This window comes from Enterobacter sp. FW301-JW81, assembly GCF_058788735.1.
Genome location: NZ_JBYTBA010000002.1, coordinates 490,410 through 513,203, shown reverse-complemented (window position 1 = coordinate 513,203; position 22,794 = coordinate 490,410). Strand labels below are relative to the sequence as shown.

The 22,794-nt window shown below is 48.7% G+C and carries 19 protein-coding genes; all 19 read right to left on the bottom strand.

The features are described 5' to 3' along the window. Positions 1-2: 2 nt before the first annotated feature. The 19 genes from AC3WOK_RS09275 to cpsB all read right to left on the bottom strand — a co-directional run bounded on the left by AC3WOK_RS09275 (position 3) and on the right by cpsB (position 22,793). Positions 3-1,097, bottom strand: a complete 1,095-nt coding sequence (locus AC3WOK_RS09275) for a glycosyltransferase WbsX family protein (protein WP_492354383.1) — start codon at positions 1,095-1,097, stop codon at positions 3-5. Beyond that, positions 1,094-2,260, bottom strand: a complete 1,167-nt coding sequence (locus tag AC3WOK_RS09270; RefSeq protein WP_492354382.1) for an O-antigen polymerase — start codon at positions 2,258-2,260, stop codon at positions 1,094-1,096. Before AC3WOK_RS09270 ends, AC3WOK_RS09275 begins: the two co-directional genes overlap by 4 nt. Further along, on the bottom strand, positions 2,257-3,477 hold the full coding sequence (locus tag AC3WOK_RS09265) for an oligosaccharide flippase family protein (RefSeq protein WP_492354381.1): 1,221 nt from the start codon (positions 3,475-3,477) through the stop codon (positions 2,257-2,259). The genes AC3WOK_RS09270 and AC3WOK_RS09265 overlap by 4 nt, the downstream gene beginning before the upstream one ends. A 62-nt stretch (positions 3,478-3,539) precedes the next feature. Then, positions 3,540-4,088 carry a dTDP-4-dehydrorhamnose 3,5-epimerase gene (rfbC, locus tag AC3WOK_RS09260; RefSeq protein WP_492354380.1) on the bottom strand — a complete coding sequence of 183 codons (549 nt, stop codon included), beginning with the start codon at positions 4,086-4,088 and terminating at the stop codon, positions 3,540-3,542. Between the two features lie 3 nt (positions 4,089-4,091). Continuing rightward, positions 4,092-4,970 (bottom strand): glucose-1-phosphate thymidylyltransferase RfbA, encoded by an 879-nt coding sequence (gene rfbA / locus AC3WOK_RS09255; RefSeq protein ID WP_492354379.1) that lies wholly within the window; start codon positions 4,968-4,970, stop codon positions 4,092-4,094. A gap of 52 nt (positions 4,971-5,022) precedes the next feature. After that, on the bottom strand, positions 5,023-5,922 hold the full coding sequence (rfbD, locus tag AC3WOK_RS09250) for a dTDP-4-dehydrorhamnose reductase (protein WP_492354378.1): 900 nt from the start codon (positions 5,920-5,922) through the stop codon (positions 5,023-5,025). After that, positions 5,922-7,007, bottom strand: a complete 1,086-nt coding sequence (gene rfbB, locus AC3WOK_RS09245; RefSeq protein ID WP_492354377.1) for a dTDP-glucose 4,6-dehydratase — start codon at positions 7,005-7,007, stop codon at positions 5,922-5,924. The genes rfbD and rfbB overlap by 1 nt, the downstream gene beginning before the upstream one ends. A 102-nt stretch (positions 7,008-7,109) precedes the next feature. Next, a complete protein-coding gene (locus AC3WOK_RS09240; protein WP_492354376.1) occupies positions 7,110-8,879 on the bottom strand; it encodes a polysaccharide biosynthesis protein in 1,770 nt (589 codons plus the stop codon). A 155-nt stretch (positions 8,880-9,034) separates the two neighbouring features. Further along, entirely contained in the window at positions 9,035-9,595 is a 561-nt protein-coding gene (locus tag AC3WOK_RS09235) for a PglD-related sugar-binding protein (RefSeq protein WP_492354375.1), read from the bottom strand. Continuing rightward, complete coding sequence (locus AC3WOK_RS09230) at positions 9,588-10,631, bottom strand: MraY family glycosyltransferase (RefSeq protein ID WP_492354374.1); 1,044 nt, start codon at positions 10,629-10,631, stop codon at positions 9,588-9,590. Before AC3WOK_RS09230 ends, AC3WOK_RS09235 begins: the two co-directional genes overlap by 8 nt. Beyond that, positions 10,628-11,581 carry an NAD-dependent epimerase/dehydratase family protein gene (locus tag AC3WOK_RS09225; protein ID WP_492354373.1) on the bottom strand — a complete coding sequence of 318 codons (954 nt, stop codon included), beginning with the start codon at positions 11,579-11,581 and terminating at the stop codon, positions 10,628-10,630. Before AC3WOK_RS09225 ends, AC3WOK_RS09230 begins: the two co-directional genes overlap by 4 nt. A gap of 380 nt (positions 11,582-11,961) precedes the next feature. Then, a complete protein-coding gene (gene galF / locus AC3WOK_RS09220) occupies positions 11,962-12,858 on the bottom strand; it encodes a GalU regulator GalF (RefSeq protein ID WP_492354372.1) in 897 nt (298 codons plus the stop codon). A gap of 176 nt (positions 12,859-13,034) precedes the next feature. Further along, a complete protein-coding gene (gene wcaM, locus AC3WOK_RS09215; protein ID WP_063431931.1) occupies positions 13,035-14,426 on the bottom strand; it encodes a colanic acid biosynthesis protein WcaM in 1,392 nt (463 codons plus the stop codon). A gap of 12 nt (positions 14,427-14,438) precedes the next feature. Continuing rightward, entirely contained in the window at positions 14,439-15,659 is a 1,221-nt protein-coding gene (gene wcaL / locus AC3WOK_RS09210; RefSeq protein WP_492354371.1) for a colanic acid biosynthesis glycosyltransferase WcaL, read from the bottom strand. Continuing rightward, a complete protein-coding gene (gene wcaK, locus AC3WOK_RS09205; RefSeq protein WP_492354370.1) occupies positions 15,656-16,936 on the bottom strand; it encodes a colanic acid biosynthesis pyruvyl transferase WcaK in 1,281 nt (426 codons plus the stop codon). The genes wcaL and wcaK overlap by 4 nt, the downstream gene beginning before the upstream one ends. A 17-nt stretch (positions 16,937-16,953) precedes the next feature. Beyond that, positions 16,954-18,432 carry a colanic acid undecaprenyl disphosphate flippase WzxC gene (gene wzxC, locus AC3WOK_RS09200; RefSeq protein WP_063957637.1) on the bottom strand — a complete coding sequence of 493 codons (1,479 nt, stop codon included), beginning with the start codon at positions 18,430-18,432 and terminating at the stop codon, positions 16,954-16,956. A 1-nt stretch (position 18,433) separates the two neighbouring features. Beyond that, positions 18,434-19,828, bottom strand: a complete 1,395-nt coding sequence (gene wcaJ, locus AC3WOK_RS09195) for an undecaprenyl-phosphate glucose phosphotransferase (RefSeq protein ID WP_492354369.1) — start codon at positions 19,826-19,828, stop codon at positions 18,434-18,436. A gap of 46 nt (positions 19,829-19,874) precedes the next feature. Beyond that, complete coding sequence (cpsG, locus tag AC3WOK_RS09190) at positions 19,875-21,245, bottom strand: colanic acid biosynthesis phosphomannomutase CpsG (RefSeq protein WP_063430499.1); 1,371 nt, start codon at positions 21,243-21,245, stop codon at positions 19,875-19,877. Between the two features lie 111 nt (positions 21,246-21,356). Further along, on the bottom strand, positions 21,357-22,793 hold the full coding sequence (gene cpsB, locus AC3WOK_RS09185) for a mannose-1-phosphate guanyltransferase (protein WP_047346489.1): 1,437 nt from the start codon (positions 22,791-22,793) through the stop codon (positions 21,357-21,359). Position 22,794 lies beyond the last annotated feature (1 nt).

Here is a 22,794-nt window from a genome sequence, read left to right as displayed (position 1 = left end):
TATCACCCATCAATTTTTCTGAATTTTTCAACAGTTTCTTTCACTGCTTCCAAATAACCAAAGCCATTTTTTTTGTCAGGCTCAAGGTAAGTGCCTTCAGCCCATTCATTCCATGCATTTATAAACAAATAAGGAACATTTGCAGCCAGAGATTTTTTATAAAGTTTGCCGAAATTATTCTTGAATATTTCCGGGTTACTTCCTTTCATAACCAATGATTTGGTTTTTTTCCTTGGAGTATTATCCCAGTCCACAAACGCACCGGAATAATGAGTGTCACTGAAATCTTTCTCAAGTATTTTATCCCAAATTGATTGATAGGATAATAGCTGTTCCACGTAATTCGTTTTTAGTTTTTCATTTGAAATACGCTTTAGTCTTCCAACGATTTTTCGCACCACGGGCTTAATTTTTCCCATATTGTGTTCAAAAGTGCACATGGGTTCAAAATTCAATTCTGCATCAAAATCAAGCTGGCGATGGTCTTGAGCGAATGAAGTAAGTGTTGATACGAAATGTATATCACCGAACGAAGTTTCTTTAGCTAGTTTTCGCCAATATTGAATCCACTCATTGCACTTTTCAAAACTAGCAGAGCGGTATAGCAGAAAAACAGGCTTTCCATTATGTTTAATATATCTTTCGTCTTCGAAAAACGGTTTGAGATAATTAAAATGATTAAGCCAATCAGATTCATCCCCATAACTCTGGGGCATAATGACATCTCGATGACTACCATCCCAGCTACGAGTCCATGGTTCGTTAGCCCATGAAAAAAGGAATGGAAGATCTATATCTTTGTTATCTAATAATAGTTCAGCTGGTTTGTCCAACAAACGCTTACCATTGAACCAATAATGATAAAAACAAAATCCATCAATACGATATTTTTTTGCCAGTTCTGACTGCCATTTTAAAGTTTCAACTTCAAGCAAATTATAGTAATAGTCATTCAACGGTTCTCTAGGTTGGTTATGATTCCTAAAAAGAGGCGTTGCTTTTTTGACATTGACCCACTCAGTGAACCCTTTGCCCCACCACTCATTATTCTCTTCTATCTCATGAAATTGTGGAAGATAAAATGCTAACGTTTTCAAAAATTGCTCCTTATATTTCTATAACATACTACAAAAAAATGAACAGATAACGAAATTAGGAAATAATCCCAAAAAAAGGATAACTGCACAGGCAAAAACTGATGAGAAAAGAAAATAACAATCAAGGAAAAAAGTGAATTGAAATTTAGGAAAGAATTTTTATAAATAAACAATTTATGGTTTTTTGATAAAATATATCCATATAATAAGCTTAGCAAAGCTAATCCTATGCTGCCAAAATATAAAAACGGTAATAGTAATGATGTATAAAATGCATTGAAATAACCGGCACTTCCGAGTGGAACAAAGTCCTGCACTTTTGCAAAGAAAGCGCTTTGGTCATAAAACTTAGCCCCAAGCACACCTAGAAATGAAAATGGACTCGAAAGTTCATATAATTTATCTATATCACCACTATCAATTGCATGAGTAAAAAGTGAGTAGCCCGCAACAGCATAATTACGAGTATTAGTTAAACTCTGGCTTAAATCACTATCACCTCTAAATGCAAATATTGCTAATAATAAGAGCAGAAACACAACCAGAGCAAAGACAACCTTTTTTAAGGTCATTTTACTATCATAACAATATAATATCACAATTGCTGCAAGTACTGGGGCAAAGACATAATATCTGGAAATCAAAATACTTTCTTTTCCTATCAACATTAAAAATGAGAGATAAAATATTATAGATTTCTTATTATTAATCTTTAAATATAACCCATAGCTAATGCCAAAAAGTGGAACTAACGTTGCGAATACAAATAAGTAGGCAGCAAAAGCACCATAATACTCTTTTATTGATTGATCTTTGAATAAACTATCCCTATATTCTGCAAATGAAATACCGCTTAATATTATATCTTTAAAAAGCAAAGAAAGATAAACTAATATCAACAAGTTAATTGCAAGTAAAACTTTCATCCGAAATGTAAAATTAACTATCGGTTGACTTCTTATTGTTTGATCAGAATAATGATGTCTTGTCGTTCGATTACCTATATAACACCCTAAGAAAAAGTACAAATAAGCAACAATTAAGATCATCAAACCTGAATCAAAGGTGATATAGAGACTATTTTGAGAAAGCCATAACGCTAATGAAACGATAATATAGAGACTTAGATAACTAGCTGGGTTTCTGGGCCTGCACTTAATCATTTTAATATTTTTCCGCTATTAAAACTAGCCAAGACAAAAATAGCAGAAACAATTATTTCTGTAATGATAACACTGATAGTCACACCGTAAGTTGGAGTTATATGCATTAATACAATAGAAACAATAATATGCATGAGACTAACAGCCAGATATGTTTTCCTGACAATTTTTGTTAAATTATTAGGTATCAACCACCACTGCCCATATACAACACCGATTGAAACAATTAATGGCAGAGGAGACATCATCAGTAATATCATAGATGATACGCGATATTCGGCACTAAAGTAATAAAGAGATACAGGATATCCTATGGCAGCCATTGAGATCGATATTAGAAATCCAAATGCAATGAATTTCTTTCCGTATAAGTTCAAAATTTCTTTGAGCTGTTTCCCCTCATTAATCAATGAACTTACTCTTGGGAACATAGCTTGCTGTACAGGGCTCATTAAACCTTGGGCTGCAGTTCGGATTTTGTCTGCTGCTGAAAAATATCCTGCGAGTGTCGGACCACCAAAATATCCAATAATTAGTATATTTAATGTTGTATAGAAACTAATGGTTATATTAGATACAAAAAGATCAAAACCTTTGGACAAAACTAAATAAATTTCTTGTATTGAAACCTTTGTAAATTTCGCCAATTTTTGTTTTTTTATAAAGATACATGCTAAAATTCCTGAGACAAACATTCCTGATGATTGGCTAATAACCGCCATATTCATATCGTCAGGTGTTTTCACTAAAAGGAAAATCAACAATAGTGATACACATTTCGCAATAGTCGTACATATCGCAATACCCTGCATTTTTTCAATTCCTTGAAACAGCCATACAGGAAATAGAACTGTGCCAATTACAGAAATCAGGCCCAAAATGATCAGATGTGAGTATATACTTGAACCATTAATCATCACGTACAAACAAAAAATAAAAGACACAACCAATAACAATATTAACTTGGCAGCAGTCACAGCTGTATAAATAGAGTCAATTTTAGTCTGTTTGTTTTTATTGACTGATATAAGTAACGTCGCACTAAAGTTAAACCCATAATCCACGAAAATTATAATATATTGTATCCACGCCTGAACCATAGCGACAACGCCAAAATTCTCAGCACCCAGGACACGCATTAAATAAGGAAGGGTTAGTAAAGGAAATAAATAGTTTGACGCCTGAACAAAAAATAGCAGTATGATGTTTTTTTTCACTGGTATAATACACTCAGTTATGTGAAAAAAGCCTGTATGCTATTTACAGGCCCAAGCATTAATTAATAATCTGAATCACTGAAAGCTTTACCAGCAAGATCTTTTATAGACAAACTTGGTAAAGAATCGCGGCTTATCGGCCATTCAATGTTCAGATCACTATCTGACCATAAGATTGAACGCTCATGTTCAGGAGAGTAGTAATTAGTTGTTTTATATACAAATTCTGCAGTATCGCTCAACACAAAAAAACCATGAGCGAACCCTTCAGGAATCCATAATTGTTTCTTGTTTTCAGCTGAAAGATTTACTCCAACCCATTTTCCATAATGTTTCGAGTCTTTACGAATATCGACGGCAACATCAAAAACTTCACCTACAACACAACGCACTAATTTACCTTGAGCATAAGGTTGAAGCTGAAAATGCAAACCACGAAGTACATTCTTAGTAGATTTGGAATGGTTATCCTGAATGAAATTAACTTCTTTACCTACAGCTTCGTTAAACATTCGCTGATTGAAACTTTCCATGAAGAAACCACGATCGTCTCCAAATACTTTTGGTTCAAATATTAATACATCGGGGATTTCAGTCTTAATTATGTTCATCAGTTAATAACCTTTAATCATTTTCAGCAAATATTGTCCATATTGGTTTTTTGATAACGGCGCTGCAAGTTTTTTTACCTGCTCAGCATCAATAAACCCTTTGCGATAGGCAATTTCTTCAGGGCAAGCAACCTTGAGTCCTTGACGCTCTTCGATGGTAGCAATGAAGTTACTCGCCTCTATTAGGCTCTGGTGAGTTCCTGTATCAAGCCAGGCAAAGCCACGGCCCATCATAGCAACGGAAAGCTTTCCTTGTTCCATGTAAATACGGTTTATATCTGTTATTTCCAGCTCACCACGTGCTGAAGGTTTCAAATTTTTTGCCATCTCAACGACACTGTTATCGTAGAAATAGAGCCCCGTAACCGCATAATTACTCTTAGGTTTCAGCGGTTTTTCTTCGAGGCTCATGGCTGTACCATTGTTATCGAACTCGACAACACCGTAGCGCTCTGGGTCGTTCACATGATAGGCAAAGACTGTTGACCCATTTTCTTTGTTGACGGCGGCATCCATCAATTTCGGAAGATCGTGTCCATAGAAAATATTGTCCCCTAGTACCAAAGCGCAATCATCATTACCAATGAATTCTTCACCAATAATGAAAGCCTGCGCTAACCCATCCGGACTTGGCTGAACTTTGTATTGTAAATTCAATCCCCACTGGCTTCCATCACCCAGAAGCTGTTCAAAACGCGGTGTATCTTGAGGAGTACTAATAATTAAAATATCTCGAATGCCTGCCAACATCAGCGTAGAGAGCGGATAGTAAATCATCGGCTTATCATAAATTGGCAATAATTGTTTACTAACAGCCATTGTCACTGGGTACAAGCGAGTACCAGAACCACCCGCCAGAATAATACCTTTACGCGTTTTCATTTCATCATCTCTATATTCATGAGATACCCATTCCCAGGCATCTTGATAATTATTAAATCGCTGTTGCTGTAAACCACTCAGTCAACATACGTTTTACCCCCACTTCCCATTGCGGTAGTACCAGGTTGAAATTTTGCTGGAACTTTAAGGTATTCAGGCGGGAGTTTGCTGGACGCTTTGCAGGCGTTGGATACGCGCTGGTTGGCACCCCATGAAGCTGAGTTAAGGCCAGTTCCATCCCTGCTTTACGCGCTTCTTCAAATACCAACGAGGCATAGTCATACCAGGTTGTCGTACCACTGGCAACCAGATGATAAGTACCTGCCACCTCGAATTTATTTAGCGCAACTCGAATAGCATGAGCCGTGCAGTCTGCTAATAATTCAGCGCCAGTTGGTGCGCCATATTGGTCATTAATAACAGACAGCTCAGAACGCTCTTTTGCCAGTCGCAGCATAGTACGCGCAAAATTATTCCCTTTGCCGGCATAAACCCAGCTCGTCCGGAAGATCAAATGGCGTGAGCAATTTTCACTTAACGCTTTTTCACCTGCTAACTTCGTCTCGCCATAAATATTGAGCGGTGCTGTGACATCTGTTTCCAACCACGGCGTACTTCCATTACCCGGAAAAACGTAATCTGTAGAGTAGTGAACAACCCAGGCCCCCAATTTTTGGGCCTCTTTAGCAATCGCCTCGACACTCGTGGCATTCAATAGCTGAGCAAATTCTGGCTCTGACTCGGCCTTATCGACAGCTGTGTGCGCAGCCGCGTTCACGATTACGTCAGGCTTTATAAGGCGCACAGTTTCTGCAATCCCTTCAGGCTTACTGAAATCACCACAATATTCTTTCGAATGGACGTCAACAGCAATCAAATTACCCAGCGGTGCAAGGGCACGCTGTAACTCCCAACCCACCTGACCGGTTTTGCCAAACAACAGGATGTTCATTAAGCACGATCCCCATAGTTTTCTTCAATCCACGATTTGTAGCTGCCGCTTTTCACGTTCTCTACCCATTGCGTATTCGCCAGGTACCATTCTACGGTTTTGCGAATACCACTTTCGAAGGTTTCCTGAGGCTTCCAGCCCAGCTCCTGACTAATTTTCTCTGCATCAATCGCATAGCGGCGGTCATGACCAGGACGATCAGCAACGTAAGTTATCTGATCGCGATAGGAACCTTCCTTAGGCACAATTTCATCCAACAGGTTACAGATGGTATTTACCACATCAAGGTTTTGTTTTTCATTGTGGCCGCCGATGTTGTAGGTTTCGCCAATCTTGCCCTGCGTCACCACGGTATATAAAGCGCGGGCGTGATCCTCAACGTACAGCCAGTCTCGGATCTGGTCACCTTTACCGTAAACCGGCAGGGCTTTTCCATCCAGCGCATTCAGGATTACCAGAGGGATAAGTTTTTCCGGGAAGTGGTAAGGGCCATAGTTGTTAGAACAATTAGTGACAATGGTCGGGAAACCATAGGTGCGCAGCCAGGCACGGACTAAATGGTCACTGGACGCTTTAGACGCAGAATATGGGCTGCTCGGGGCATAGGCGGTTTTTTCAGTAAATAGCGGCAGTTCAGAGCCCTTTGCAACTTCATCCGGATGCGGAAGATCGCCATAAACTTCATCTGTTGAGATATGGTGGAAACGGAATGAAGCCTTTTTATCAGCACTTAACTCAGACCAATACTTACGGCTTGCTTCCAGCAGAACATAGGTACCAACAATATTAGTCTCGATAAAAGCAGCCGGGCCGGTAATCGAGCGATCAACGTGGCTCTCGGCCGCCAGATGCATCACAGCATCAGGCTTGTGCTCTGCAAAAATACGTGCCATGGCATCGCTGTCGCAGATATCGGCATGTTCAAAATGATAGCGATCGTTATGCGCAACATCGGCCAGCGATTCAAGATTCCCTGCGTAAGTCAGTTTATCGACGTTAATAACAGAATCTTGCGTATCATTAATAATGTGTCGTACCACTGCAGACCCAATAAAGCCTGCTCCACCAGTGACCAGAATTTTCACGTTTATTTCGCTCTTAAGGTTTTCAGAAACAATTTATTACATGCCGACACCCTGGTAACCTTCGACAAGTACTCAGGGCTAAGAAAATGACAACCTGATATTTTAACTTACTTTTTCATTCCAGAGTAAATCGCAGATACCGTCCGTTGGATTGAACGACGCAGGCGCCTGCAACAGTATTTCACGCACGCGTTCGTAGTTGAACTCACTGCAGGCATTGTCGAGGTCGTGGAGAATAATACTCATCTCACTCCACGGCAACATCACTTCGTTAGCAGTCCTGATACGCGGGTGCTGAGTTACAGATACATTATCGCCGATAAGCAACTCTTCATACAGCTTCTCACCCGGACGCAGACCCGTCGTTTTTATCGCAATATCACCATAAGGATTTTTATCATCACGAACGGTGAGCCCTTGCAGCGTAATCATTCGATGCGCAAGATCGATGATCTTGACGGGTTCCCCCATATCCAGAACAAATACATCGCCACCCGTACCCATTGCGCCAGCCTGAATGACTAACTGTGCCGCTTCAGGGATGGTCATAAAGTAACGCGTTATATTCTCATGGGTTAGCGTCACGGGACCACCCGCAGCTATCTGTTTTTCAAATAACGGCACAACAGAGCCTGACGAACCTAATACGTTGCCGAAGCGAACCATACTAAAGCAGGTGTTACTGGTTTCTTTTGCCAGCGCCTGCAGTACGAGTTCAGCCATGCGTTTGGTTGCCCCCATCGTATTCGTGGGGCGGACTGCCTTATCGGTCGAAATTAAAACAAAGCTTTCAACACCGCAACTTGCCGCAGCCTGAGCACAGCTCAGCGTACCGAAGATATTATTGCGCACTCCGTCAAGAACGTTGAATTCGACAAGCGGAACATGCTTGTACGCCGCAGCGTGATAAATCGTGTCGACGTTGAATGCTTTGATTAATCTTTCGAGATGCTCTTTATTCTGTACATTACCAAGGATAGGGTAGATTTTAACCTGAAAATTCTGGCTGAGATTCAAATTACGCAGTTCTGAATCGATGGAGTAGAGTGAGAACTCTGACAATTCGAACAGAATAAGCTGGTTCGGCTTATTTTTAATTATCTGTCGGCAAAGCTCAGAACCAATCGATCCTCCAGCCCCGGTAACCATAACCGTTTTCCCGTTGATATTACGAGACACCAGTTCCGGAATCGGTGAGACGGGATCGCGGCCCAGCAGATCGGTAATAACCACTTTGCGCAACGAATCAATACGCGCTTTACCCTCTACCAGATCGACCATGCCGGGAATAGAGAGTACCTCGCACGGCAGACCTTCCAGTGTTTTAATGACTTCGTTCTTCCTGGCTCGACTGGCACTTGGCATAGCAAGCAGAATTTTCTTCGCTTCGTATTTCTCAACCAACCATGGCAGTTTTTCAGGCGCGAAAACGCTGACGCCGTGAATTACCTGACCTTGCAGAGCACGGTTGTCATCGACAAAAGCAACAGGATAATATTCGTCCATCTGGCTCAGCGCTGGCAGTAGCTGACGGCCAGATGCACCGGCACCATAAATCACCACCCGAGTGCCCAGATTCAATCCACGATTTACCAACATCCTCATACCAAGCCGCGATCCGGCAATGAGCAGTAAACCGAACGAGAAATAAATGAATGGAATCGTTCTCGGCAAATAGAGATTGGTATAAAACGCTGCAATAATAAGCAAAATGGATGATATAACCATCCCCACTGTAACGACCAGTAATATTTTTGCGGTAATATAGCGGATTACGGCTCGATAAAGCCCTAATTTAACAAATATCGCCAAGGTGACGAAAATTATTGAAAATATAAATAGCCAATGTTCCGTGCTATATATTGGAGTCATAGAATCAATGCGTACCCAAAATGCAAACCAAAATGCACATAAGAGCAGTACAACATCTATCGAAAGAGTTATGATTCTTTTTATTGGTCTGGGTAAAGATATTAAATAATTTAGCATACAAAAAACTGGTCGCCTCGTTAAAGCTTGCATTCAGTTTATAAAATAGTACCAGCAGGACACACTGAGTAATCATCTACTATTGTATTATAACCACCCACTGTACCCGCCTGCAGAAACGCTGATTTCCCAATAATAGCGCCGCCAGCAAGATGAACACCAACTCCTAAGTGAGCAAAATCGCCTAGAGAAGAATCGTGATCTACAGTCGAATGGCTATTAATAATCGTACCCACACCTAATCTCGCGTTGGCACCAATCACTGCTCCCGCTAATACGACAGAACCTTCAGCGATGGTCGCCGAGGGGCTGATAAATGCAAAGGGATGTATAAGCGTTACAGGGTGAATACCTAAGCTGATAATCTGCTGATAGAGCTGTTCTCTGACTTTATTATTTCCGATACCAATCGCTACATGACTGGTCTTTTCGATATGTAACTGTAGTTCTGAAATTTTTCCAATAATGAGTTTGTTAATGTCATAGATGGGGGATGCATTATCGTCAAGAAAAACGATATCCGTATATCCCAGGAGTCTCGCCACCTCGCAGAGTGTACGCCCATGGCCACCCGCCCCCAAAATCATTAAGTTATGCATTGACGTTGCTCTCTTTGTCTTTAACGCCTGCACCACATTTGAGTGCAATAGCGAAAAGCGGGAGCCAGGCGATAATCAGCCCTACAACACCATCAATTTTGGCTGAGGCGATAAGGAAGGCGATTGGGAAGAGCCACAGCAGATTGACGGCAATCGCCATCATTGTCACCGGAACGTGGCTGCCATACTTTCTTGCAAGGATTTGATAGCCATGGCTGGCATGCGCTTCATAGACTTTTTTGCCCGCTACAACTCTCCGCAGCAAGGTTGTAGTGGCATCAACGATAAATACGCCCAGCAAACATAACTCTGCAATAAAGAAATGCGTATCTACTTTCGCAATATGGAGGATCATCAACCCAATAGTTATTCCAAGGAAACCACTCCCGGCATCGCCCATGAAGATTTTCGCTACCGGAAAATTCCAGACAATAAAGCCGGCCGCGGCACCGATAAGAGCAAGCGTCAGCGGATAAATACTTCCAGGCGCGTCAGTGTACTGGTTTACAACAATCAACACTGCACTACATGCGGCAAATGTGATTGCCTCTGCGCTGGCTAAGCCATTAATCCCATCCATGAAATTATATAAATTTAGCATCCAGACCAGATACACACAGCCGAGAATCATACCAATCCAGGATAAGAAAAGATCGTAGCCAAATAGCGTAATTACCGGGAAAGAGCCTAAGAAATAGATGCCAATTGCCGCAGCCAGAAAATGCATCAAAAGGCGCCAGCGAGCCGCGATATGACCATGATCGTCAAGGAAACCAATGATGGTAACAATTAACCCTGGTATAAATAACCCCAGGAAACTATCCAATGTCAGCTCGCGGCTGAAATAAAACCATACTAACGCCACCAGGAGCGTCAGGACGATAGCCACCCCACCACCTCGCGGCGTCGGCACAGAATGCGAGCTTCGCTGGTTTGGTCGATCTATGACATTATGCTTGATGGCATAACCGCGTAACCCCCAGGTCAGCATACACGATACTAAAAAAGCGAATATCACAATTCCAAAATTCATCATTCTTTATTACCTTCGATATAATACTTCGCCGTTTTTTTCATAGTTTCTTGAAGCGTTATCGGGGGGGTCCAGTGCAAATGTTCCCGTGATTTGGTGGCGTCGACTTCAAGATTGCCAAATAATTGGTCGTAAATTCCACCTTTACCAACAGCAGAAAGCATTAACTTCAGGATCACCGTAGGGAAATAGATAACTTTCGCTTTAATGCCCATACCTGAAGCAAAGGCAATAATCATATCTTCTGTAGAAGGTCGTTCCGCATCTGCGAGTAAATAGAGTTGATTTTTTGATTTTTCATTAACGACGCATTCATTGATAAAGCTGACAACATTATCTAGTGACACGAGTGCCCGCTTGTTCCTGACATTTTTAAATGGTAACGGCAAGTTCTTAGACACCAGTTTTAAAAGACGCTGTATATTTCCCGGCGCGTTTTCACCACAAATTAATGCAGGACGGACTATGGTGATAGCCATATCAGTATTTGCGAAGTTTTTAAGCAGGCTCTGCTCAGCTTCTAGCTTGGAAATGGCGTAATCAGAGATTGGTCGGGGCTCCGACGCTTCAGAAAAAGGGATTCCCGAAGTGGAATTACCGTTAACACCGATCGAGCTTACGAAAATAAAATGCTTTACCCCACTTGTCGCGGCATCTGTTGCTAATTTCATGGTCGCGTCGTGATTAACGCGACGAAATTCCGCCAAAGCATCTTGTGCATAATCATTAAGGATATGTGCTCTTCCCGCAGTATGAATGACAGTGTCGCATCCCTGAAGAAGATTTATCCAGTTGGTATCGGCTGAGATATCACCCAGGTTGTAAATTCCCTGTTCAGTGTTCTCCTGCCTGCGCGTTGTTAATATCACCTCGTGTCCTGATGATTTCAACGTCCGGACTAAAGCAGTACCAAGAAATCCGGTTCCGCCCGTCACCAATACTTTCATTGCCATCCCCTATCTACTCAATCTGATTTTTTTTGCCCGCGAGGAGTGCAGAATCGCGAGAAACTGTATAGGTCACGACTGTTCATTCAATATTCAATTGCGAATGCAAGGCACGCTACCGCCCCTGGCTTCACAGCTACCAGTGCACTGAGCGATGTTGGATTAAATGTTTCATCTTGTCTGAATACAGACAAAAAACTGGCGTTAATTGTCGTCCTAAATGACCTCAGAAACAAGCACAAATCGTTACAAATCTGGAGAGATTTGAATCAGATAAATCCATGTTATTATTAGAATTAATAACAAAAAACGGCAGGCATCATTTTGGTTATGTATCCACATACCCTGATGATGACTACCGCTTATACAGATCGTTTAAGAAAATATCAGTTGTCAGCCAGCAACTTCTCAATCCGACTTCTGAACTTCGCCCCTTCCTTCAGGTTACGCAGCCCATAGTTCACAAACGCCTGCATATACCCCATTTTCTTACCGCAGTCATAGCTATCGCCGGTCATCAGCATCGCGTCAACAGACTGCTTTTTCGCCAGTTCGGCAATTGCGTCGGTCAACTGGATACGGTCCCAGGCACCTGGCTCGGTTTTTTCCAGCTCGGCCCAGATATCTGCGTTCAGAACATAACGGCCAACCGCCATCAGGTCAGAATCCAGCGTCTGCGGCTGATCCGGTTTTTCGATGAACTCAACGATGCGGCTCACCTGCCCTTCCGTCTCCAGCGGTTCTTTCGTCTGGATAACGGAGTATTCGGAGAGATCGCCTTTCATGCGTTTTGCCAGCACCTGGCTACGGCCCGTTTCATTGAAACGTGCGACCATTGCCGCCAGGTTGTAGCGCAGCGGATCGGCAGACGCGGTGTCAATGATAATGTCCGGCAGCACAACGATGAACGGGTTATCACCTACAACCGGACGGGCGCACAGGATAGAGTGACCCAGCCCCAGCGGTTGCGCCTGGCGCACGTTCATGATGGTCACGCCCGGTGGACAAATAGACTGTACTTCCGCCAGCAGCTGGCGTTTGACGCGCTGCTCAAGCAGCGCCTCGAGTTCGTAAGAGGTGTCGAAGTGGTTTTCTACCGCATTTTTGGACGAATGCGTCACCAGGACGATTTCTTTGATCCCTGCAGCAACAATCTCGTCGACAATGTACTGAATCATTGGCTTGTCGACGATCGGCAGCATCTCTTTAGGAATGGCTTTTGTGGCTGGCAGCATATGCATGCCCAGGCCTGCTACCGGAATGACTGCTTTCAAATTAATCATTATATCTTCCACCTTAAAATGGTTGACGAATTATAGCTCTTAAACCCGTTTTCGCCAGCATGATTTGCCGTGATTATTAGGTAATGTTACGCCCTGGCTACACTAATTTCTGTAGTTGTAATCTGATTAGATCACGCTTTTGTGCCAGGAATAGTCCCAAAATCAACAATTGTCGATTATCTGTGCGGAAGCGCAAAATTCAGCCGCTCGGTATTCACCACCTGCTGATCAACCCGGTCGATATCCACCGAGCTTTGCCCCTTCTCATTGACGGCTTTTATGTTCGCCAGCGACAGCAGCGTCTCATCTTTAGCCATAAATTTGCCCCGCACGTCCTTGCGAAGGTCGAAATTGATCTTCAGGGCAGGCCCTACGGCGGCTTCCTGCATCACATTGATATTTCGTAAGAAAAGATGCTGAGGCTTATTGTGCAGTTCCAGGGTAGCGCGCTGCATCTCGACGTTAGTAATCGCAACAAATGACGTGGCGTTGCCGGATGAAATTTGTATTCCGCGCAGCTTATACGCCAGCTGGCGATTATCGAGGTGAATATTGTTGAGCTTAAAGTTTTGCGGAATGGACAAATAATCGCCTTTAATCACGCCGTAGCCGATGAGCATTCCGGCACTATTTACCATGTCGACATTATCAATAATGAAATTATCACAGCCATAAATTGCTACCGTGGCGTTGTCTATTCCCGCCTTTTTACTGAAGTCAGGCGTAATATTTTTGGCCTTTATATTACGGATAACAAAATGTTTGCCGTTTTCAACATGTACGAGCTGACGGCAGTTGCTGCCGGTGATGTTGGCCACCACGAAGTTCTTAACGGTTTGCTTTTCCGGATAGTCATTATCGTAGGTGCTTCCGGCGAGGCCAATGCCAATGCCCCAGTTGATCTTGCCGTTTGTGCAGTTGATGTTGTCGATCACATGGTCGGAAATCAGGATATTGCGATCATTGATAGCGACGTTCCACTCGATCGCATCGCCCTGCAGGTGGCTAAACTTGCTGTTGGTGATGCGGGCACCGTCCACCTGGTTATGGAAACCCTGGCGCAGGATGGCATAGTTGGCCTGGCTCACGCTGATGTTATCAATGACAAGATTGCGCATCACGCTGGGCTTCTTCCCGCCGATGTAGATCTGCGTCACCGGACCAAACCCGCTCATCGCGAGTCCTTTGATCGCACAGTCAGAGCCGCGAACGTCCAGGGTAATATTTTCCGTGCGTCCCGCGCCCTCGCCAATGACCTTACTGCCCTCCTGAAGGACGAAGCGGCCGCGTCCGTTGCCGGTTAACGCCCCGCGGATCAGCAGCGTTTTCCCGTCGGGAATGAAAATGCCCGTATTGATGTTTTCGCAGGTGAGCCCCGCAGGGACAACAACCGTGTCCCCATCTTTAAACGCCTGCTTAAAGGCGGCGATCCAGTCGTTGTTATTGTACTGATTCACAGAAACCGTTCTTCCGGCTGCCGCCCGCGCAAGGCGGGGCGACAGCAGCGGCGCGGCGGCCAGAACGGACAGAGAAGAGACGAAGGTGCGTCGGGTAATCTTTTTCAGCATACAACCTCGGCGTTACAACGTTTGCAGCAGGCTCGCTAACCGGCGATTAATCACCTGCTGGTTAAAATCGGTTTCTACTTTTTGTCGGGCATTGTGGAGCACGGGCTCCAGCGCCTGCTGGTCGATGTCGCTGAATGCCGCTAATCGATCGGCCAGGGCCATGGCGTTATTTTCCGGCACCAGCCAGCCAGAATAGTCAGACTGGATAAGCTCCGGGATCCCGCTGTGCAGGGTCGATACCACTGGAATCCCCACGGCCATCGCCTCCATCAGCGCCACCGGAATGCCTTCCATATCGCCATCGGTGCCCGTGACGGAAGGCAGCAGGAACACATCCGCTTCATCAAGCATGGCCTTGACCTCGTGGCTCGGCTTGAAGCCCGGCATCTCGACAACATCTTCCAGCTGATACTGCTCGATAAGCGTACGCAGACGACGCTCCCACGGCCCAATGCCCAGAATGCGATAGTGGAAATCCACCCCGCGCGCCTTCAGCTGGCGGCAGGCTTCAATGGCCACATGCAGCCCTTTCTTCTCGGTCAGGCGAGCGACGGAGATGATCTGCAGCGGTTTGCCCGGCACCTTCACCGGGCGGCGAGTGAAGCGGGTAAGATCCACCCCCATACGCGAAACGGCAATTTTCTCTCCCGGGCAGCCCATGTTTTTAAGCCGTCCGGCCCACAGTTCACTAATGGGAAGCATCACGTCACCGCGTCGGAAAAGCTGCTGATACTCCGGGGTATAATGGTTCAGCACTTCACGGCTGGAAATATCAATGCCGTGGAAGATGGTCGCAATTTTACCGTCAATCACCCCCAGCTCGCGCAGCTTCGCGGCGGTAACGCCCGCCGGGCCAAAGTGGGCGATAAACACGTCCGCACGATACGGCTGCGCCGTTTGCCCGCAGATGGCCGACAGGATCAAATTGCGGGACTCTGCGCCATAGCGGGACACATTCAGCGCGCGCCAGGTCGACGCGCGATGGATCCCGCGTAAGGTCCGGCTGGCCCGGTGGCGCAGCTTGCTCACCTTCCCGGAAGGCTCATCCTGCAGCCAGCGGGTTTTCGCCTCCAGCCCATACTGGGTATACGCCGCATGGGTGTTTTGGGTATCGCCCTTTTGCAGGGCGATAATCTCCACGTCATATCCCATATCGATAAACGCGGTGATTTGGTTCAGGACAAACGTTTCAGACGACAGCGGAAATTTCAGCAAGAAGAAACCAACCTTCATTTCCCCTCCCGTACGCGATCCAGTACCGATTTCACCATTCCGATGCCCTTCTCGCGCTCGGCTTTCACCGCCACGGCCAGGCGTTCATTGATGGCCGGCAGCTGGCCCAGGGTGTCCCCCACCATCGTGCCGAGCGAACCATCCAGCAGATGACGGATATCCACGGCCATTTCCGGCATGCCGAGCTGCTGCATAATCCCGGCGGATTTGTGCTCATAGTTGATGGCAATGGCCGGCGTACCGAAGTTCATCGAGATAATCGCCGAGTGCAGACGGGTGCCTACGGTCAGGTCGCAGGCGGAGAGCAGCTTGCCCATCTCCAGGTCATTCAGTTCGTCCATCACCACGTGATAGCGGGACGGGTCGTTGACAAGGTTGCGCAGATTCAGCGCCACCATGCGGTCATCTTTGTTGTAGCTGTCGATACCGGTGCAGGTGGACAGCGCCAGCACCTGATAACCGCTGTCCAGCACGCGGTTCACCACGTCGGCGAACGCTTTCTCATACGCCGCCTGCGTCGTGCCTAAACGCTTATCGAAGGGCGCCAGCTCGCGCAGGGTAATCGCGACGGTTTTCTGTTTCGCCGCCACGTCGAGCCAGTGCTGCACCGCGTAGCTTGCCTGGAAGCTGTCATCCTGGTGATCCACCAGCCAGGCCGTGTCCACGCCGTGCTCAACTTTTGACGTATCGATCTCGCTGCGCTTCATCATATCGAGGCTGACCGACTCGCGCAGGATCAGGGCATCGCAGTGGCCGAAAACGTAGTTTGCCAGCTGGTTAAACTGCGGGTCCTGGAAAGGCCCCACGCTGTGGCCAATCATAAACAGCGGCTTTTTCGCCATGAACGTACAAAGCGCATGCTCAAACTGCGGCACGCCGTAGAGATCGACGAAGAACGAACCGCCAACCTGGATAATGGCGTCATAGCCCGACAGCAGACGAACGAAATCGGTAAAGCCCTGCGCGATAGCAATATTGCGCAGCTTGCCGGTGTCGGTCACGCGGGAAAGCAGCACCTGGTGCTGGTAGCGACGGCGCAGCACTTTCTTCACGCGCCCCATCACGCCCGCGGCGTTGTTATGCTGTTTCATCTGGCTGTAGAGCGGGTCGCCCATCACCGGACGGTTCAGTAACCAGGATGAACTGACCGGATAACGGCTCATCACGTCCACTTCGGTCTCAGGCTTAAGGGTGTTAATCGCATCCAGTAAACCGCGCAGGATGGCGCTGTCGCCACGGTTGCCGCAGGTATGGTTGCCAAGAATTAATAATTTCATAATGGCCTCTTAAATAACTAGCCTGCGCGAAGCAGCGTTTTCATTTTTTCGTTACGGCAAAACTGGCGCTTCATCTCTACCACCAGCGCATTGCGCGACAGCACAATCATCACGACGAAGGCCAGCGCGCCCGCGGCGACCTGCACCGCCAGCAGCGCGGCCAGCGGCAGATGGCCGCTGAGGATAATGCCCAGGCCGTAGCTCACCGCCAGGGTCGGCAATGAGAGATAGAACGGCAGCCACAGGCTCAGGATGTACTGACGGTAGCTGGAACCCAGCACCGGTTTGATCATGATGAAGTAGCTCAGAACGGTGTTGATAATCTGCACCAGCAGGAAGCCCAGCGTGACGCCGATGGCACCCGCCATGTGTCCACCCACGATAATTGCCGGAATAAACAGGAAGGTTTTAAAGACGTTGAACTTAAAGCTGATATCCACGCGCGCCTTCGCCATCAGCAGGGAACCAATCGGATTCCCCACGGAGCGCAGCAGCCCCACCACGCAAAGCAGCTGCAGGATCGGGATAATTCCGTTCCACTTTTCGCCAAACACCAGCGGCACGAAGTTGCTGGAAACCACCATCAGCCCCAGCAGCACCGGGAAGTTAATAATCCCCACCACCGAAAGCAGCTTGTAAAAATTGACGCGCAGCTTCTCGGTGTCGTCCTGAATCTTGGCAAACGCCGGGAACAGCACGCGGGTAATAATCGGGTTCAGCTTCATCGGGGGAACGACCGCAACGTTGTAGGCCAGGTTGTAGCCTCCCGCCACGCTCGCGCCGAGAATACGTGCCAGCACCAGCGTTGAAAGGTTGGTATTGACATAGTTGATGATACTGTCCGCCGTCAGCCATGCGCCAAAGCGCAGGTTGGACGAGACAGAAGCGAGAGAGAAATGCAGCCCCGGACGGTAGATTTTGCGGCCAAAATAGCCAAACAGCAGCGTGCGTACGGCAGAGTTAACCAGATACCCCAGAATGGCCGTCATCGCCAGTGGCCAGAAATGGGCGCTCACCACGGTGAAGGTAAAGCCCGCCAGCACGGCGCTGGTCTCGATCATGCCGATCTTGTTGAACTCGAGCTCTTTTTGCATCAGCGCGCGGAACTGCTGCCCGTGCGGGATCACCACGAAAGCAAACGACAGCGTACGCATCAGCGGCGCGAGATCCGGGTTGTGCAGCACGCTGGCGATGGTGTCGCTCAGCAGGAAGACCAGCACAAACACGAAAATCCCCAGCCCCACGTTCAGCCAGTAGAGCGTGGTCAGTTCAAGGTGGCTAATCTCTTTGCGCTGGATAATCGAGTTGGCGATACCAAAGTCAGACAGCGTATCGGCCAGCGCGATAATCACCAGCGAAACGGTCAGCAGACCGAACTGGTGATTATCGATAATGCGCGCCAGGACGGTCATCTGCACCAGGCCAAGGCCAATGATGACGATAGTCGCCATCGCTGACCACTTCGCGCCGCTGATGGTTTTTTCACGTAAGCTCATCTTAATACGCCGCTTTGTTCACGAAACCTTTGAAGATGGTCAGAAAAACAATCTTGATATCGAACCAGACGCTCCACTCACGGATGTACTCCAGATCGAACTCAATACGTTTTTCCATTTTTTCCAGCGTGTCGGTTTCACCGCGCCAGCCGTTAATCTGCGCCCAGCCCGTGATGCCCGGCTTCACCTTATGGCGCAGCATGTAGCCTTCAATCAGCGAACGGTACTGCTCGTTATGCGCGACCGCGTGCGGGCGAGGTCCGACAATCGACATCCCGCCGGTGAACACGTTGATGAACTGCGGCAGCTCGTCCAGCGAGGTACGACGCAGGAAGTTCCCCACGCGGGTGACGCGCGGATCGTTCTGCGTTGCCTGGGTCACCACCTTGTCGTTTTCCATCACCTTCATGGAGCGGAATTTCCACACCATAATCGGCTTACCGTCCATGCCGTAGCGGGTCTGACGGAAGATAACCGGTCCGGGAGAGCTCAGCTTCACCGCCAGGGCGATGCAGCACAGCACCGGGGAGATGAGCAGTAAAATCAGCGAAGAGAGCACGATATCTTCCAGACGCTTCAGCACGCGGTTAATACCTGACAGCGGCGTGTCGTACAGCGGTACGACCGGCACACCGTTCACCTCTTCAATGCGGGAGTGAAGGATGTTGAACGTAAACACGTCCGGGATCAGGATCACCGAACAGGTGGTATCCGCCAGTTCGCGCATCAGTTGCTTAATGCGGGATTCGTCTTTCATCTGCATGGCGATGTAGACGTTGTGAATTTTGCCGGCTTTTGCGTCTTCAATAAGCTGCTCGTAATTGCCCGCCCAGTCCGAAGGCACGCCGCCAGGCTTCGCGTCGTGATAAATCCCCACCACTTCAAAACCTAACCACGGCTCTTTGCGGAAGCTGTCGAGCAGCACCCGCCCGACGGGCAAATCCCCTGCCACGGCAACGAAGCGACGGTTATAACCCCGGTTGCGCAGCCAGCCCGCGCCAAAGCGGATAAGAGAGCGGCACACCACCATGCCGACGCAGGTCAGCAGATACCAGCAGAGATAGGTCACCAGACGATTGTCAAAATCATGGCTGAACGCCACCAGGCCCGCGCTGAAGATCAGGCTCAGGGTCCAGTTCTGCAGCAGCAGCATCAGTTCGGTGGTCATTTTGACGCCGCGCCACGAACGATAGAAATCCGTCATCCCGCCGATCATCTGAAACACGACCAGCGCAATCAGCGCCATCAGCAGATGCATATATAAGAACGATTGTCCGCTGATCCGACACACCGCCCACAATCCACCGACCATGATGGTGATATCAGAAAAACGCTGCACCATAGAGATTAACGATGCATTCGTTCTCGCTCGTTCGCGTTTTTTTAGATTCGTCATCGTTGTTCCTGTATTCAGTTCCCCCTCCCACCGGGAGGGGCAAATATTACTGATTCAACAGCGCCAGAATGTCCTTCGTTCGGGCTTCCATCAGCGCGGTGTCAGCGCGGGATTCCACGTTCAGGCGCACCACCGGCTCGGTGTTGGACGAGCGCAGGTTAAAGCGCCACTGCGGGAACGCCATGCTGATACCGTCTGTACGGTCAATTTCCAGCGCGTGAATGGCAAAGTGCTGCTCCACGCGGGCAATGGCCTCGGCTGGCTGCGCCAGCTTGCTGTTGATCTCCCCGCTCGCCGGGAACGCCGCCATGCGGTCCGCTACCTGCTCGCTCAGCGTTTTCCCCTTCAGGCACAGCAGTTCGGTCACCAGCAGCCACGGGATCATCCCGCTGTCGCAGTAGGCAAAGTCGCGGAAATAGTGGTGGGCGCTCATTTCGCCGCCGTAGATGGCGTCTTCTTCGCGCATGCGCTCTTTGATGAAGGCGTGGCCGGTTTTGGACATTACCGGCGTGCCGCCTGCCGCGGACACCACGTCGACGGTGTTCCAGGACAGGCGCGGGTCATGAATGATTTTCGCGCCCGGGTTTTTCTCGAGGAACGCTTCCGCCAGCAGGCCGACGATGTAGTAGCCCTCGATGAACTGCCCGTTCTCGTCGAACAGGAAGCAGCGGTCGAAATCGCCGTCAAAGGCGATGCCCATATCCGCGCCGTGCTCAATCACCGCGTTGCGGGTATCGTCGCGGCACTCCGGCAGCAGCGGGTTAGGAATACCGTTCGGGAAGTTGCCGTCCGGGGTGTTGTGCACTTTGACGAAGGTCACCGGCACGTTCAGTTCTTTAAAGCGGGCTTCGAGAGCGTCCACCACCGGGCCGGCCGCGCCGTTGCCGGAGTTAATCACCAGCTTCAGCGGCTTGAAGTTCGCCACGTTGATGTAGCCCAGCAGGTGGTCGATATACTCTTTTTGCAAATTGATCTGCTTGTAGCTACCGCGCTTCGCGTCGTTCACCGGCGGGAAATCGTTGGCTTCCGCCAGGCGCTGCACGTCGCGCAGGCCGGTGTCGCCACTGATAGGGCGAGCGCCCTTGCGCACCAGCTTCATGCCGTTGTAGTCCATCGGGTTGTGGCTGGCGGTCACTTCGATACCGCCGTCCACGCCGAGGTGGAAGGTGGCAAAGTAAATCTCTTCGGTCCCGGAAAGGCCGATATCCAGCACGTCAACGCCCGCGTCCTGCAGCCCTTTCGCCAGCGCCAGCTTCAGGGACTCGCTGGTCAGGCGCACGTCGCCGCCCAGCACGATGGTTTTTGGCTTGAGATATTCGCCGTACGCGCGGCCGATGCGCCACGCGATATCTTCGTTCAGCTCTTCACCCAGCTTGCCGCGAATATCGTAGGCTTTAAAACAGGTTAATTTTTCCATGATGACCCCTTTTTCAGGCAACAGTCGGCCCTGACCACTAAATGGCCAAATTGATTTTTTTGTCATTCGTAGGCCCGGCAAGCGCAGCGCCACCGGGCATGTTGCGGAGTGCTACACCCGCCCGTAGCGGTCCTGGAAGCGCACGATATCGTCCTCTTCCAGATACGAGCCGGAGCGCACCTCAATTAAGTCGAGAGGAATTTTCCCCGGGTTCTCCAGACAGTGCGTCGCCCCCAGCGGAATATAGATGGATTCGTTTTCACCCAGCAGCTTGACTTCGCCGTCGATGGTGACTTTCGCCGTGCCCGCGACCACTACCCAGTGCTCGGCACGGTGGTGATGCATTTGTACAGAAAGCCCCTCACCCGGCTTCACGGTGATGCGTTTCACCTGGTAACGCTCGCCTGCGTCAATGGAGTCATACTTGCCCCACGGACGGTAGACTTCGCGGTGAATGTGGTGCTCGTGGCGACCATCCGCCTTGATTTTTTCCACCACTTTTTTAACGTCCTGCACGGCGTTACGGTCGGCAATGAGCACGGCGTCTTTGGTCTGAACCACCACCAGGTCTTTCACGCCAACCGTGGTAACCAGGCCGGACTCGGCATAGACGTAGCTGTTTTCCGTTTTGTGGCTAATCACATCACCGTGATGGACGTTACCCTCCGGGGTATGGGCGCTGATCTCCCACAGGGACGACCAGGAGCCAACGTCGCTCCAGCCCGCATCCATCGGCACCACGACGGCATCAGCCGTGCGTTCCATCACCGCGTAGTCAATGGACTCTTCCGGACAGGCGAGGAATGCCTCTTCGTTCACGCGGATAAAATCGAGGTCCGGATCAACCGTAGCCATCGCTTTCTCGCAGGCGCTGAGAATGTCCGGGCGATACTTCTGCAATTCTTCCAGATAGCGTCCGGCACGGAACAGGAACATCCCACTGTTCCAGTAGTACTCCCCGCTGGCGACGTACGCCTGCGCGGTTTCCAGATTCGGTTTTTCAACAAACTGCGCCACGTCAAACGCCACGCTGTCGCCTTCACCCGGCGTCACGCTGCCGCGGCGGATATAGCCATAGCCGGTTTCCGGCAGATCCGGCACGATGCCGAAGGTCACCAGCTTGCCGCTGTCGGCATAAGGAATGGCCGCACGAACCGCGTCGCGGAACGCGTCCTCCTGCTGGATAACGTGGTCCGCCGCCAGCACCAGCATCAGCGGGTCACAGTTCGGGCTGCTGCGTTTTGCCGCCAGCGCCGCCAGGGCGATCGCAGGGGCAGTGTTACGACCGGCAGGCTCCAGAATGATGTTTTCTGTGAGTTTGTTCAGCTGGCGCAGCTGCTCGGCAACAATAAAGCGGTGCTGTTCGTTACAAATCACCACCGGGCTTTCACACTCCACGCCGTGCAGACGGTTAACCGTCGTTTGCAGCATGGTGAGCTCCCCTTTCAGGCAGAGGAACTGTTTTGGATAGAGCACGCGGGACAGCGGCCACAACCGGCTACCAGAGCCACCAGCCATCACAACCGGATACAAAGTGGTTTGACTCATG

Excerpts from the sequence above, each read along its gene's own strand:
- AC3WOK_RS09270 (WP_492354382.1), bottom strand. The coding sequence starts at position 2,260 with ATGATTAAGTGCAGGCCCAGAAACCCAGCTAGTTATCTAAGTCTCTAT.
- rfbC (WP_492354380.1), bottom strand. The coding sequence starts at position 4,088 with ATGAACATAATTAAGACTGAAATCCCCGATGTATTAATATTTGAACCA.
- rfbA (WP_492354379.1), bottom strand. The coding sequence starts at position 4,970 with ATGAAAACGCGTAAAGGTATTATTCTGGCGGGTGGTTCTGGTACTCGC.
- rfbD (WP_492354378.1), bottom strand. The coding sequence starts at position 5,922 with ATGAACATCCTGTTGTTTGGCAAAACCGGTCAGGTGGGTTGGGAGTTA.
- AC3WOK_RS09240 (WP_492354376.1), bottom strand. The coding sequence starts at position 8,879 with ATGACTCCAATATATAGCACGGAACATTGGCTATTTATATTTTCAATA.
- AC3WOK_RS09235 (WP_492354375.1), bottom strand. The coding sequence starts at position 9,595 with ATGCATAACTTAATGATTTTGGGGGCGGGTGGCCATGGGCGTACACTC.
- AC3WOK_RS09230 (WP_492354374.1), bottom strand. The coding sequence starts at position 10,631 with ATGATGAATTTTGGAATTGTGATATTCGCTTTTTTAGTATCGTGTATG.
- AC3WOK_RS09225 (WP_492354373.1), bottom strand. The coding sequence starts at position 11,581 with ATGGCAATGAAAGTATTGGTGACGGGCGGAACCGGATTTCTTGGTACT.
- galF (WP_492354372.1), bottom strand. The coding sequence starts at position 12,858 with ATGATTAATTTGAAAGCAGTCATTCCGGTAGCAGGCCTGGGCATGCAT.
- wcaM (WP_063431931.1), bottom strand. The coding sequence starts at position 14,426 with ATGCTGAAAAAGATTACCCGACGCACCTTCGTCTCTTCTCTGTCCGTT.
- wcaL (WP_492354371.1), bottom strand. The coding sequence starts at position 15,659 with ATGAAGGTTGGTTTCTTCTTGCTGAAATTTCCGCTGTCGTCTGAAACG.
- wcaK (WP_492354370.1), bottom strand. The coding sequence starts at position 16,936 with ATGAAATTATTAATTCTTGGCAACCATACCTGCGGCAACCGTGGCGAC.
- wzxC (WP_063957637.1), bottom strand. The coding sequence starts at position 18,432 with ATGAGCTTACGTGAAAAAACCATCAGCGGCGCGAAGTGGTCAGCGATG.
- wcaJ (WP_492354369.1), bottom strand. The coding sequence starts at position 19,828 with ATGACGAATCTAAAAAAACGCGAACGAGCGAGAACGAATGCATCGTTA.
- cpsG (WP_063430499.1), bottom strand. The coding sequence starts at position 21,245 with ATGGAAAAATTAACCTGTTTTAAAGCCTACGATATTCGCGGCAAGCTG.
- cpsB (WP_047346489.1), bottom strand. The coding sequence starts at position 22,793 with ATGAGTCAAACCACTTTGTATCCGGTTGTGATGGCTGGTGGCTCTGGT.